Raw genomic sequence first — 13,242 nt, forward strand, 5'->3', positions numbered from 1 at the left:
CGTTCGCAGCCGAGCAGAGCTGCGAACGGTCAGCGCACGATCAACGATCAATGCGTTTTTCCATATTCTGCATCGACACCTGGCTATTGAGCGTCCAGAAGTCATAAAGGATGCCGATGAAAAACAGCCCACCCGTGCAAAGATAGATCAGCCCGGTAATCCACTTGCCCTGGTACATCCGGTGCACGCCGAATACACCCAGGAATGTCAGCAGAATCCAGGCGACGGTGTAGTCGATCGGGCCAGGCTGGAAGCGCAGGTCGGCTTCACGGTCCATCGACGGGATCAGAAACAGGTCGATGATCCAACCGACGAAAAACAACCCGAGCGTGAAGAACCAGATGGTGCCGGTGATCGGCTTGCCGTAGTAGAAGCGGTGCGATCCTAGAAAGCCGAAAATCCACAGGAGATAGCCAATCAGGGTGCTATGGGTGTTTTGACGCATCTGAGCCTCGCTGTCCGATAGTGGAATTTCTTGAGCTTATCTGATTACCGCTCGATTGCAGCGCCTGCCGAGCGGACATCATTCAACTGAGCCACCATGATACTGTATATACAACCAGCATCATGGTGATTGTTATGCAGTTGATCGAGAAGCTCAGCGTCCTGGCCGACGCCGCAAAATACGACGTGTCTTGTGCCAGCAGCGGTGCGCCCAAACGCAGCTCGAAGGGACGCAGTGGGCTCGGCGCCACGGATGGCATGGGTATTTGTCACAGCTTTACCCCGGATGGTCGCTGTGTGGCGCTGCTGAAAATCCTGTTGACCAACTTTTGCCTGTACGACTGCCAGTATTGTGTCAACCGGCGTTCCAGCGATGTTCCGCGCGCACGCTTCACCCCAGAAGAAGTGGTGACGCTGACACTGGACTTCTACCGCCGCAACTGCATCAGCGGCCTGTTTCTCAGCTCAGGGATTATCCGCTCAGCTGACTACACCATGGAGCAGCTCAATCGCGCGGCCAAGCTGCTACGCGAAGAGCACGAGTTTCGCGGTTACATTCATCTGAAGACGATTCCAGATGCCGACCCGCAACTCATTGCAGAGGCGGGGCGTTACGCCGACCGCCTCAGCGTCAACATCGAACTTCCGACCGAGGCCAGCCTGATTCGCCTGGCGCCTGAAAAACAGGTAGTGACCATCAAGCAGGCGATGCACGCCATTCATGAGGGCGAGACCGAAGCGAAAGCGGAAAAGCGAGCGCCACGCTTCGCACCGGCAGGTCAGAGTACGCAGATGATCGTCGGCGCGGACGCCACCGATGACAGCACCATTCTGCATACCGCCCAATCACTGTATGGCGACTTCAGACTGCGCCGCGTCTATTACTCGGCGTTCAGCCCCATTCCGCACAGTCCGAAGACAGTACCCTTCGAAGCACCGCCGCTGCTGCGCGAGCATCGCCTATACCAGGCCGACTTCCTGATGCGCAGCTATGGCTTCAAGGCCGGCGAATTGTTGACGGGCCCGGGCAACCTGCCGCTGGACATCGATCCGAAGCTGGCATGGGCACTGTCCAATCGCGAGCATTTCCCAGTTGATCTGAATAGCGCCGAACCTGCATTGATTGCGCGCATCCCGGGCATCGGCATTCTCAGTGCCAAACGGCTGGTCGCCCTGCGCCGGCAGAAGCGAATCCGCTTCGAAGATCTGACCCGCCTTCGCTGCTCGCTGGAAAAAGCCAAGCCCTTCGTCATCACTCAGGATTACCGCCCCAGCCTGGCCTACCGAGAATCGTCCGCCTTGCGCCGGCAGCTCAGCGAAGGCCCGGTGCAGATGGGGCTCTGGTAATGCTTCAGGTTCGCTTCGACGGTCGTTTCGATGGCTGGCGCGAGGCGGCTCGCGATTTGCTCTACCGTGGAATCGCCCCACATCACGTGGAATGGCTTGCTGGCGACGAGGCGGGTGGCTTGTTCGGCGACCACGTTGCACCGGAGCCGATCGAGCTCAGCTCGCCGGTACGCATCTCTCGGCAGTTGCTCGCCGAACTGGAAACTGCGGCGCGCTTTCGAACAGCTGACCGCTGGAGCCTGCTGTACCGCATCCTTTGGCGAGTCGCGAAGGGCGACCAGACGGCCAGGCTGGCTGGCGATGCTGACGGCAGCGAACTGCACGCGCGAATCAAGACAATCCGCCGCGAAATGCACCATCTGCACGCCTTCCTAAGGTTCAGCCCGATTACTTCACCAAGCGGGCCAGACTATGCAGCCTGGTTCGAGCCCGCGCACGACATCCTGACCAGCGCCGCGCCGCACTTCGCCGAGCGGATGGGCCTGCATTCGTGGTTGATCGCGACACCGGATGATGCAGTGTTGTGGGACGGGGACGTCATGCACTACGCCAATCCCTGCCCGGCCATCTGGCGCCAGTTGGCACAGACCGCCCAGGAGTCTGGCGCTGAGTTGTGGAAGACCTATTACGAAAGCACCTTCAACCCGGCGCGGCTCAACCGCGACGTGCTGCAGAACAATCTGCCAGTGCGCTTCTGGAAAAACCTGCCGGAAGGGCCGCTGATCCCGCAACTAATGAGCCGTGCCCGGGCTGGAGCGCAACGTGACGGCCAGGCAGAGCGTGTCGCCACCCGTCCGGGTAAGCGCATAGAACGGCCCGGACAGGCATGATCAGCGGAAGCTGCGACCCGTATCGTCGTCGCTGACTTCCAGCGTAAGCCCCTGAGATACGCTGGTGAGATGTTCACCATCGGTTTCCGAACCCAGCTTGATCATCAGCCGTAGATCGTTGGAGGAGTCGGCATGCGCCAGGGCGTCTTCGTAAGTGATTTCGCCTTGCACGTAGAGGCTGTACAGCGCCTGGTCGAAGGTCTGCATGCCTAGGTCGGTGGAGCGTTTCATCAGCGATTTGAGCTCGTGAACCTCTCCTTTACGGATCAGATCAGCCGCTAGGGGAGTATTGATCAGCACTTCGATCACCGCGCGACGGCCTTTGCCATCGGGCGTCGGGATCAGCTGCTGAGCGACGATGGCTTTGAGGTTCAGCGACAGATCCATCCAGACCTGCTGCTGCCGATCAGCCGGGAAGAAGTTGATGATTCGGTCCAGCGCCTGGTTAGCGTTGTTGGCGTGCAGGGTCGCCAGACAAAGGTGGCCGGTTTCGGCGAATGCAACGGCGTAGTCCATGGTTTCCCGTGTCCTCACTTCACCGATCAGGATCACATCCGGCGCCTGGCGCAGGGTGTTTTTCAGCGCTACATCGAAGGAGTCCGTATCGATCCCGACTTCACGCTGGGTGACGATGCAGCTCTGATGCTGGTGAATGAACTCAATCGGATCTTCGATCGAGATGATATGGCCGCTGGAGTTCTTGTTGCGGTAGCCGATCATCGCAGCCAACGAGGTCGATTTGCCGGTACCGGTCGCACCGACGAACAGCACCAGCCCCCGTTTAGTCATTGCCAGCTTTTTCAACACTTCGGGAAGCTTCAGGTCTTCCAGCGTTGGTATGTTGGTCTCGATACGGCGCAGTACCATGCCCGCGAGGTTGCGCTGATAGAAGGCGCTGACCCGAAAACGCCCGATGCCCCGCGCACTGATGGCGAAGTTGCATTCGTGGTTCTCGGTGAACTCGCGGCGCTGCTGCTCGTTCATAACGGCGTGCACCGTTTCGCGAGTCATCTCCGGCGACATCGGTGTCTTGTTCACCGGCAGGATCTTGCCGTTGACTTTCATCGACGGCGGCACGCCGGCCGTAATGAACAGGTCGGAACCGCCCTTTTCCACCATCAGGCGCAACAGTTTCTCGAATTCCATCGTCGTTCTCGTAGTCCGGCGTAGCCGATTTGTAGCGAAGCGGAAGGCCCAGCAGTATCACCAAGGCCTTGTAAAGAATCAGAAATTTTCCGGCTGCTTGGCCTTTTCCTTGGCGTTGTCGCGCGAAATGATCCCCTTGGCCAACAGTCCTTTCAGGCAAGAATCCAGCGTTTGCATGCCCAACGATCCACCGGTCTGGATGGACGAGTACATCTGCGCCACCTTGTCTTCGCGGATCAGGTTCCGGATCGCCGGCGTGCCGATCATGATTTCATGCGCCGCAACGCGGCCGCCGCCAACCTTCTTCAACAGCGTCTGCGAAATTACCGCCTGCAGTGACTCCGACAGCATCGAGCGGACCATCGACTTTTCTTCCGCCGGGAACACGTCTACAACCCGGTCGATGGTCTTGGCCGCCGATGTGGTGTGCAGGGTGCCAAACACCAAGTGGCCGGTTTCGGCAGCGGTCAGCGCCAGGCGGATGGTCTCCAAGTCGCGCATTTCGCCGACGAGGATGATGTCCGGGTCTTCACGCAGCGCCGAACGCAGTGCTTCGGAGAAGCCGAGCGTGTCACGATGCACTTCACGCTGGTTGACCAGACACTTCTTCGATTCATGAACGAATTCGATCGGGTCCTCGATGGTGAGGATGTGGTGGTACTTGGTGCTGTTCAGGTAGTCCAGCATCGCCGCCAGGGTGGTCGACTTGCCCGAACCGGTCGGCCCGGTCACCAGCACCAGCCCGCGAGGTACGTCGGTGATCTTGCGGAAGACCTCACCCATTCCAAGGTCTTCCATAGTCAGCACCTTGGACGGAATGGTCCGGAATACTGCACCAGCGCCGCGGTTCTGGTTGAAGGCGTTGACCCGGAAACGCGCTACGCCCGGTACTTCGAACGAGAAGTCGGTCTCGAGGAACTCTTCGAAATCCTTGCGCTGCTTGTCATTCATGATGTCGTAGATCAGCGCGTGTACCTGCTTGTGGTCCATCGCTGGGAGGTTGATCCGGCGCACGTCGCCATCAACGCGGATCATCGGCGGCAAGCCGGAAGACAGGTGCAAATCCGACGCACCCTGCTTGGCACTGAAGGCCAGCAGCTCTGTGATATCCATGGGACTCCCCAATTACAAGCAAGCAGGTAGAATGCCGCGCAGACCCTAAGGTGGCAGGCGCAGGTAATGTCCACGATAGCGACGAATATTGCAAAGGTCGGAACGCGCATCCGTGAGGCGGCGCAAGCTGCAGGGCGTGATCCCGACGGAGTGCTCCTGCTTGCGGTGAGCAAGACCCAACCGGCCGAGGCCATCCGTGAAGCCAGCGAAGCAGGCCTGCGCGATTTCGGTGAAAACTATCTACAGGAAGCACTGGAGAAACAGGCCAAACTCGCCGATCTGCCATTGGTCTGGCATTTCATTGGCCCCATCCAGTCGAACAAGACCAAGCTGATCGCCGAGCATTTCGACTGGGTGCACTCGGTGGACCGCCTGAAAATCGCCCAACGTCTTTCGGATCAGCGTCCCGAGCACCTGGCTCCGTTGAACCTCTGCCTGCAGGTCAACGTCAGCGGTGAGGCCAGCAAGTCCGGCTGCGAGCCGCAAGATGTTCACCAACTGGCTCAGGCCATCTCCGCATTGCCACGTCTGCGTCTACGCGGCCTGATGGCGATACCCGAACCGACCGATGACCCAGCCGAGCAGCGCGCTGCCTTCGCCCGCCTGCGCCAGCTGCAAACCGAACTTCAGTTGCACCTGGACACTCTTTCCATGGGCATGAGCCAGGACCTCGAAGCTGCCATCGCCGAAGGGGCAACCTGGGTTCGGATCGGCACTGCCCTGTTCGGTGCCCGCGCTTATCCTTCGAAAGCAGCCGCAGACGCCCCACCGCATGAATAAAAGGAACCGTACTTTGAGCACTCCCCGTATCGCCTTCATCGGCGGCGGCAACATGGCCGCAAGCCTAATCGGCGGTCTACGCGCCCAGGGCACTGCCGCCTCCGCGATTTGTGCCAGTGATCCCGGCGCCGATAAACGCAGCGAACTCGAAGCAGCCCATGGCATCGACACTTTTGCCGACAACGCCCAGACCATCGCAGGCGCAGACGTAGTCGTACTGGCGGTTAAGCCGCAGGTGATGCAAGCAGTCTGCCGTGATCTGGCCGCAAGCCTGCAAGCGAATCAGTTGGTTGTTTCGATCGCAGCTGGCATCGATTGCGCCAGTCTGCAGGCGTGGTTAGGCGAACAATCCCCGCGCGCGATCGTGCGCTGCATGCCTAATACCCCGTCCTTGCTGCGCCAGGGTGTGAGCGGGTTGTTCGCCAACGATCAAGTGACCGACACGCAAAAACAGCAGGCCGAACAACTGCTTTCAGCGGTTGGGCTGGCGCTCTGGCTGGACAAGGAATCGCTGATTGATGCGGTGACCGCTGTGTCGGGCAGTGGCCCGGCGTATTTCTTCCTGATGATCGAAGCCATGACCGCGGCGGGTGAGCGAATGGGCTTGCCACGTGACACCGCGGCACAACTGACCATGCACACCGCTTTGGGCGCCGCGCGAATGGCCTGCGAAAGCGATGCCGGAGCCTCTGAACTGCGACGCCGCGTCACCTCGCCGAACGGAACCACCGAAGCGGCGATCAAAGCCTTCCAGGCGGGCGGTTTCGAAAGCCTGGTCGAGCAAGCGATGGCTGCAGCCGCACGACGCTCGGCCGAACTCGCTGAACAATTGGGCAACTAAGGAGCCTTCATGTCGCAACTCTCGCAAGCCCTGATCCTGATCGTTCAAACGCTAGGCAGCCTGTACCTGCTGATCGTCTTGCTACGCTTCATCCTGCAGCTGGTCCGGGCAGACTTTTACAACCCACTGAGCCAGTTCATCGTCCGCGCCACGCACCCGTTGCTTAAGCCATTGCGCCGCGTAATTCCCAGCATCGGCGGACTCGACCTGTCGTCGTTGGTATTGGCGATCATCGTCCAGGTCCTGCTAATGGCCGCTATCCTGATGATCGCGTTCGGCACCATCGGCAATCCGCTGCAGCTACTGGTCTGGGCGATCATTGGCGTGACCGGGCTGTTCATCAACATCTTTTTCTATGCGCTGATCATCAGCGTGATCCTGTCTTGGGTCGCACCTGGCAGCCACAACCCCGGCGCCCAATTGATCAGCCAGATTTGCGAACCGGCGCTCGCACCGTTCCGCCGCCTGCTGCCGAACCTTGGCGGGCTGGATATCTCGCCGATTTTTGCATTTCTGGCAATCAAATTGATCGACATGCTGGTCATCAACAACCTGGCGATGATGACGCATATGCCCAACATCCTGCGTTCGCTCATCTAAAACCGAAACCGCCCATAGCCTCGTGTAGCCTTTTGGGCGGTGGGTCACAAAAGGCTCGATTGACCCGTACCCGGCGGCAGGGATAATCGCCCCCTACGCCATCAGGAAGCACCATGCTCATGGAACGACTCGACCGGCAGGTGGATGCCTATGTCTCCTGGAAACGCGACCTGATCCGCGAAATCACGCGTTATCGCAGCTGGCTGGCGCACAACCGACTGAACTCCGATGCGGTTGAAGCCAGACTGGACCGCGCACTCAAACTGCTGCGCACTGACCACATCACCCTCGCGTTTGTTGGCGAGTTTTCCCGCGGCAAGACGGAGCTGATCAACAGCCTGTTTTTTGCTGGCTATGGCCAACGCATCCTGCCATCGCGGGCCGGCCGCACCACCATGTGCCCGACTGAGCTGTTCTTCGATCCACGTGCGGAACGTTCCTACATTCGCCTGCTGCCGATCGAGTCCCGCTTGGAAGACACCAGCATCGCGCAGCTCAAACGCACCCCGCACCTTTGGACCAACATTGCACTGGATCCCGCTAACCCTGACGCCATGGTCGAAGCGTTCGGCCAGGTTGCCTCTACCCGGTCGCTGCCCGTGGAGCAAGCCATTCAGCTGGGCTTCCATCCCGACGCGCTGGAGGCGTCCGATGCCGACGGGGAAGTGATGGTGCCGGCCTGGCGACACGCCATGGTCAACTTCGATCATCCGCTGCTGCGCCAAGGCTTGCGCATCCTCGACACACCCGGCCTCAATGCCCTCGGCAGCGAGCCAGAGCTCACCCTGTCGATGCTGCCTAACGCCCAGGCGGTGATTTTTTTGCTGTCAGCCGATGCCGGGGTGACGGCAAGCGACATGGGCATCTGGCAACAGCACATTCGCCAACTCGACGACGGTGGACAAAACCGCTTGTTCGCTGTGCTTAACAAGATCGATGTCCTGTGGGACGACGTATCCGGTGACGCCTTCGTCAGTGAGGCGATCCAACGGATGCAGGCCGCTACGGCGCAACAGCTGGGCATTGCCATCAAAGATGTGCTTCCACTCTCAGCAAAGCAGGCCCTGCTGGCGAAAATTCGCGGCGACGAGAACCTGCTCAAACGCAGTCAACTGATTGAGCTGGAGCACCTGCTCTGTGAGCGTATCCTCGCCCAAAAGGAGCGCCTGCTTGAGCAACAGGTCGTGCGCCAGGTGCTCGCGCTGCTGCAAAACAGCCAGCACATCCTGACCCAGCGACTGGCCAAGGTGCGCGAGCAATGCGAACTGCTCGATAGCCATCGCCAAGACAGCGGCCAGATGCTCATGGAGCTGACAGCCCGTACCCGCCATGACCATAACCAGCACCATAAGCGTTTGCTGCAGTTAAAAACCAACCAGCGACTACTGCAACGCCAGGGCGAGCTTCTGCGTTCGACGGTGCGCCCAGAACGTCTCGAGGAGCACCTTGCCCGACTGCGTCGCAGCCTCACAGGCAGCCTGACCACACTGGGTATCAACCTGAGCATCGTGCACTTCTTCCGCTCCGTAGAGCAGGATCTCGGTACGCTTGAGCACGAGGCGGCATTGGCAAACAAGATGGTCTCGGCCATCTACCGGCGCCATAACGACGAGAACCCGCTGCACGGGGTAGACGCCCCGCTGTTCCGTCTGGCGCGGTACCAGAACGAACTTAAAGGCCTGCAAGGCAAGGCCGACCAGTTTCGCCTGCAGCTCAAGACCCTGCTCACCGAGCAGCGCACTTTGACCCGACGTTTCTTCGCCACCCTTGTACAAGAGGTGGTCACCATGCATCAACGGTTGCGCCAGGAAGCCGAGCATTGGGCCAACGAAGCGCTGCTTCCGCTGATGCAGCATTCGCTGGAACACAAGCAGCAGCTGGAAGCGCATATGCTGCGCCTCAAGAGCTTGGCGCAGGATAGTCAGCAAAGCAGCCAGCGCGGCCGCCTGCTGACGCGTTACAGCCTTGAGCTGGAACAACAACTGGCCCAGGCCGGCGAAATGCTGCGTCTGCTGCGAAAACCCGCGCCGATCCGCCGCCAGGGCAAAGTCGTCAGTCTCACCAGCGCCAGCATCGGCTGACACAGACGTTGCGATTGAGGATGAATTGAGGCGCGCTAACCTTTAGACTTTGCCGCCTTCTTCCAGTACGAGCCAGGGTCAATGCCCACAGCTATTCCAGCCGATTCCGTTGGTCTGGTGAGTCCGAAGGTCGCGCATTTCGCCGAGCCGCTGGCACTCGCCTGCGGCCGCACGCTGAACGCTTACCAGCTGATCTACGAAACCTACGGCGAGCTCAACGCCTCGTGCAGCAATGCCGTGCTCATCTGCCACGCGCTTTCAGGCCATCATCATGCGGCCGGCTTCCATGACGCCGAAGACCGCAAGCCCGGCTGGTGGGATAGCTGCATCGGCCCGGGCAAAGCCATCGATACGAACCGCTTCTTTGTGGTCAGCCTGAACAATCTCGGCGGCTGCAATGGCTCGACCGGCCCCAGCAGCACCAATCCAGCAACGGGCAAGCCTTATGGCGCGGATTTCCCGGTCGTCACCGTGGAAGACTGGGTCAACAGCCAGGCACGCCTGGCCGACATGCTGGGCATCGAGCAGTGGGCCGCAGTGGTGGGCGGCAGCCTCGGTGGCATGCAGGCCATGCAATGGACCATGAGCTACCCGGAGCGCGTCCGCCATTGTGTGGCGATCGCCTCGGCACCCAAGCTGTCAGCCCAGAACATTGCGTTCAACGAGGTCGCGCGCCAGGCCATTTTGTCGGACCCGGAGTTTCACGGCGGGCATTTTCAAGAGAAGGGTGTAATCCCCAAGCGGGGCCTGATGTTGGCGCGGATGGTCGGGCACATCACCTACCTGTCCGACGACGCCATGGGCACCAAATTTGGCCGTGGGCTCAAGAGCGAAAAGCTGAATTACGATTTCAACAGCGTCGAATTCCAAGTCGAAAGCTATCTTCGCTACCAGGGCGAAGAGTTCTCCGGCCGCTTCGATGCCAATACCTACCTGCTGATGACCAAGGCGCTGGATTATTTCGACCCGGCGGCGACGCACGACGATGATCTGGCCAAGGCACTGTCCACGGCGAAAGCGGACTTCTGCGTAATATCGTTCACAACCGACTGGCGCTTCTCCCCGGAGCGCTCGCACGAAATCGTCGACGCGCTGATGGCGGCGCGCAAGAACGTTTGTTATCTGGAGATCGACGCCCCTCAAGGCCACGACGCCTTCCTGATTCCGATCCCTCGATATCTACAGGCCTTTCGCGGTTACATGAACCGCATCGCCGTATAAGGAACCTATATGCGCGCCGACCTGGAAATCATCCAAGACTGGATACCGGCGGGAAGCCGCGTGCTCGACCTGGGCTGCGGTAACGGTGACCTGCTGGCCTGGCTGCGGGACAACAAGCAGGTCAGCGGCTATGGCCTGGAAATCGATCCAGACAACATCGCTGCCTGCGTCGAGAAAGGCGTCAACGTCATCGAGCAAGACCTCGACAAGGGCCTCGGCAACTTTGCCAGTGACAGCTTCGACATGGTGGTCATGACCCAGGCACTGCAAGCAGTCCACTACCCGGACAAGCTGCTCAAGGAGATGCTGCGGGTCGGACGCGAGTGCATCATCACCTTTCCCAATTTCGGTCACTGGCGCTGCCGTTGGTACCTGGCCAGCAAAGGCCGCATGCCGGTGTCGGATTTTTTGCCTTACACCTGGTACAACACGCCGAACATTCACTTCTGCACATTCGAGGATTTCGAGCGGTTGTCCCACGAACTTGGCGCCCGAGTGCTCGAGCGCCTAGCCGTGGACCGCCATCACAAGCACGGTGTGGCGAGCCGCTTGTGGCCTAATCTGATTGGTGAAATTGGTATCTATCGTGTCACCGGAGCCGTCCGCTGACCGCTCATTGCTGGAGGTAATCCATGAGATCTCGTTTGATATGCCTGCTCGCCCTGCTCTTTGCGCTACCCGCCGTGGCTGAGCGCAAACACAGTGTCGGCGAATACGACGTGCACTACATCGCGTTCAATTCCGGCTTCCTGCAGCCAGACATCGCCGCCGCTGCCGGCCTCGTGCGCAGCAAGACTCAAGGCGTGGTCAACCTATCGGTGCTCAAGTCCGGCAAACCGACTGCAGCTCAGGTCAGTGGCACGGTGAAGAACCTGCTCGGTCAGGATTACCCGTTGGACTTCAAGCAACTAAAAGAAGGCGACCAGGCCATCTACTACTTGGCACAGTTCCCCTTCGGCTCGCGAGAAACCCTGCGCTTTAACCTGAACGTGCAGCCTGCCGGCGCCCCGGCGATCAATTTCGACTTCAGCCAAGAATTCTTCCCGGACGAATGATGCTCTTCACAGAACTGGTGCTGGCCAGCCACAACGCCGGCAAGCTAAAGGAACTGCAGGCCATGCTGGGCGACGCCGTACGCGTACGTTCGATTGGCGAGTTCAGCGACATCGAACCGGAGGAAACCGGGCTTTCCTTTGTCGAGAACGCCATCCTCAAGGCACGCAATGCTGCGCGTATATCCGGCTTGCCTGCGCTGGCCGACGACTCGGGGCTGGCGGTTGATCACCTGGGTGGTGCGCCGGGCATCTACTCGGCGCGCTACGCAGGCGGCCAGGGCGACGCGGCGAACAATGCCAAACTGCTCGACGCCCTGAAGGACGTGCCGGACGCCGAGCGTGGCGCTCAGTTCGTCTGCGCGCTGGCATTACTGCGGCATGCCGACGATCCGCTGCCGATTCTCTGCGAAGGACTGTGGCAGGGCCGCATTCTGCACAGCGCTCAGGGGGAGCATGGCTTCGGTTACGACCCCCTGTTCTGGGTGCCGGAACGTGACTGCTCAAGCGCTGAGCTGGCACCGGAGGACAAGAACCAGCTCAGCCACCGCGCCCGCGCCATGGCCCTGCTCAAGCAGCGGCTGGGGATCGCATGACCGCTGCTTCCAACGGCGGCGCTCCCGAGCCGCCTGCGGTATCGCGCCTGGAACTGCCGCCGCTGGCGGCTTACGTTCACATCCCCTGGTGCGTGCGCAAATGCCCGTACTGCGATTTTAACTCCCATGCTGCTGGGGCCTCGCTGCCAGAAAACGCTTATGTCGACGCGCTACTGGAGGACCTGGATGCCGATCGGGAGCAGATACAAAGCCGCAAGCTGACGTCGATCTTTTTCGGTGGCGGCACGCCGAGCCTGTTCTCCGCCAGCGCGCTGGAACGAATCCTCGAAGGCATGCGGCAGCGGGTCGGGTTCGCCGATGACATCGAGATCACCCTGGAAGCCAACCCTGGCACGTTCGAACAGGCGAAATTCCGCGACTACCGCAGCCTCGGCATCAACCGCTTGTCGATTGGCGTGCAAAGCTTCCAGCCCGCCAAGCTGAAGGCTCTTGGCCGCATCCACGATGGTGACGAAGCGATTCGGGCCGCCGATATGGCGCGCGCGGCGGGCTTCGATAATTTCAACCTCGACCTGATGCATGGTCTGCCTGAGCAGAGCCTGGAAGACGCGCTGAGTGATCTGCGTATCGCCATTGCCCAGCAACCGACGCACCTGTCTTGGTATCAGCTCACGGTCGAGCCGAACACCGAGTTCTGGAGCAAACCACCCCAGCTGCCGGAAGACGAGACCCTGTGGGACATACAGGAAGCCGGACAGGCGTTACTCGCCGCGCACGGCTATGGCCAGTACGAAACCTCGGCTTATGCTCAACCCGGCAGGCAGGCGCGACACAACCTCAATTACTGGACCTTCGGCGACTTCCTTGGGCTGGGCGCGGGTGCCCACGGCAAGTGGACTGCACCGAATGGCGAGATCCGCCGGCACTGGAAGACCCGCCTGCCGAAAGACTATCTCGATCCAGCGAAACGCTTCCGCGCGGGCGACAAGCAACTCGCGCAGGACGAATTGCCCTTCGAGTTCCTGATGAACGTGCTGCGCCTCACCGACGGCGTGCCTTCATTGATGTTCACTCAGCGCACCGGCCTCTCGTTGGACTTGCTGGCCGACGGACGACGGGACGCGGAAGCACGCGGCTTGCTTGAACCCGACCCACAGCGGCTGGTTGCGACCCCCAAAGGCCAGCTTTTTCTCAATGACCTGCTGCAACTCTTCCTGCCTTAAGGACCCT

The 13,242-nt window shown here is 60.2% G+C and carries 14 protein-coding genes; 11 read left to right on the plus strand and 3 right to left on the minus strand.

The window, feature by feature from the left end:
- Positions 1-40 precede the first annotated feature (40 nt).
- Positions 41-445: an NINE protein gene (locus ACQKIK_RS09100; RefSeq protein ID WP_045423709.1), complete on the minus strand. Its 405-nt coding sequence runs from the start codon at positions 443-445 to the stop codon at positions 41-43.
- 134 nt (positions 446-579) lie between these two features.
- Here ACQKIK_RS09100 and ACQKIK_RS09105 point away from each other — a divergent pair, with 134 nt between their 5' ends.
- Both ACQKIK_RS09105 and ACQKIK_RS09110 read left to right on the plus strand, forming a co-directional pair.
- On the plus strand, positions 580-1,791 hold the full coding sequence (locus ACQKIK_RS09105; RefSeq protein WP_499135667.1) for a putative DNA modification/repair radical SAM protein: 1,212 nt from the start codon (positions 580-582) through the stop codon (positions 1,789-1,791).
- Positions 1,791-2,621, plus strand: a complete 831-nt coding sequence (locus tag ACQKIK_RS09110) for a TIGR03915 family putative DNA repair protein (protein WP_499135668.1) — start codon at positions 1,791-1,793, stop codon at positions 2,619-2,621. The genes ACQKIK_RS09105 and ACQKIK_RS09110 overlap by 1 nt, the downstream gene beginning before the upstream one ends.
- Here the strand turns inward: ACQKIK_RS09110 and ACQKIK_RS09115 are convergent, their stop codons facing one another.
- Both ACQKIK_RS09115 and ACQKIK_RS09120 read right to left on the minus strand, forming a co-directional pair.
- Positions 2,622-3,767 (minus strand): PilT/PilU family type 4a pilus ATPase, encoded by a 1,146-nt coding sequence (locus ACQKIK_RS09115; RefSeq protein WP_045423703.1) that lies wholly within the window; start codon positions 3,765-3,767, stop codon positions 2,622-2,624.
- 78 nt (positions 3,768-3,845) lie between these two features.
- Positions 3,846-4,880 carry a type IV pilus twitching motility protein PilT gene (locus ACQKIK_RS09120; RefSeq protein ID WP_046161608.1) on the minus strand — a complete coding sequence of 345 codons (1,035 nt, stop codon included), beginning with the start codon at positions 4,878-4,880 and terminating at the stop codon, positions 3,846-3,848.
- Between the two features lie 66 nt (positions 4,881-4,946).
- Between ACQKIK_RS09120 and ACQKIK_RS09125 the strand changes: the two genes are divergently transcribed.
- The 9 genes from ACQKIK_RS09125 to hemW all read left to right on the plus strand — a co-directional run bounded on the left by ACQKIK_RS09125 (position 4,947) and on the right by hemW (position 13,235).
- Positions 4,947-5,660, plus strand: a complete 714-nt coding sequence (locus ACQKIK_RS09125) for a YggS family pyridoxal phosphate-dependent enzyme (RefSeq protein WP_499135669.1) — start codon at positions 4,947-4,949, stop codon at positions 5,658-5,660.
- Between the two features lie 13 nt (positions 5,661-5,673).
- Positions 5,674-6,501: a pyrroline-5-carboxylate reductase gene (gene proC, locus ACQKIK_RS09130; protein WP_499135670.1), complete on the plus strand. Its 828-nt coding sequence runs from the start codon at positions 5,674-5,676 to the stop codon at positions 6,499-6,501.
- Between the two features lie 9 nt (positions 6,502-6,510).
- Positions 6,511-7,101, plus strand: coding sequence for a YggT family protein (locus ACQKIK_RS09135; RefSeq protein ID WP_045423695.1), 591 nt, complete (start codon positions 6,511-6,513; stop codon positions 7,099-7,101).
- A gap of 113 nt (positions 7,102-7,214) precedes the next feature.
- A complete protein-coding gene (locus tag ACQKIK_RS09140; RefSeq protein ID WP_499135671.1) occupies positions 7,215-9,182 on the plus strand; it encodes a dynamin family protein in 1,968 nt (655 codons plus the stop codon).
- Positions 9,183-9,263: 81 nt separating this feature from the next.
- The gene (gene metX, locus ACQKIK_RS09145; RefSeq protein ID WP_046161604.1) at positions 9,264-10,403 is read left to right on the plus strand and encodes a homoserine O-succinyltransferase MetX; all 1,140 of its coding nucleotides are present in this window, start codon (positions 9,264-9,266) and stop codon (positions 10,401-10,403) included.
- A gap of 9 nt (positions 10,404-10,412) precedes the next feature.
- Positions 10,413-11,012, plus strand: a complete 600-nt coding sequence (gene metW / locus ACQKIK_RS09150) for a methionine biosynthesis protein MetW (protein ID WP_045423688.1) — start codon at positions 10,413-10,415, stop codon at positions 11,010-11,012.
- 23 nt (positions 11,013-11,035) lie between these two features.
- A complete protein-coding gene (locus ACQKIK_RS09155; protein ID WP_128120399.1) occupies positions 11,036-11,458 on the plus strand; it encodes a DUF4426 domain-containing protein in 423 nt (140 codons plus the stop codon).
- On the plus strand, positions 11,455-12,051 hold the full coding sequence (rdgB, locus tag ACQKIK_RS09160) for an RdgB/HAM1 family non-canonical purine NTP pyrophosphatase (RefSeq protein WP_499135672.1): 597 nt from the start codon (positions 11,455-11,457) through the stop codon (positions 12,049-12,051). Before ACQKIK_RS09155 ends, rdgB begins: the two co-directional genes overlap by 4 nt.
- The gene (hemW, locus tag ACQKIK_RS09165) at positions 12,048-13,235 is read left to right on the plus strand and encodes a radical SAM family heme chaperone HemW (RefSeq protein WP_499135673.1); all 1,188 of its coding nucleotides are present in this window, start codon (positions 12,048-12,050) and stop codon (positions 13,233-13,235) included. The genes rdgB and hemW overlap by 4 nt, the downstream gene beginning before the upstream one ends.
- Positions 13,236-13,242: the final 7 nt, after the last annotated feature.

Source organism: Pseudomonas sp. NPDC047961, assembly GCF_050272435.1.
Taxonomy (GTDB): domain Bacteria; phylum Pseudomonadota; class Gammaproteobacteria; order Pseudomonadales; family Pseudomonadaceae; genus Stutzerimonas.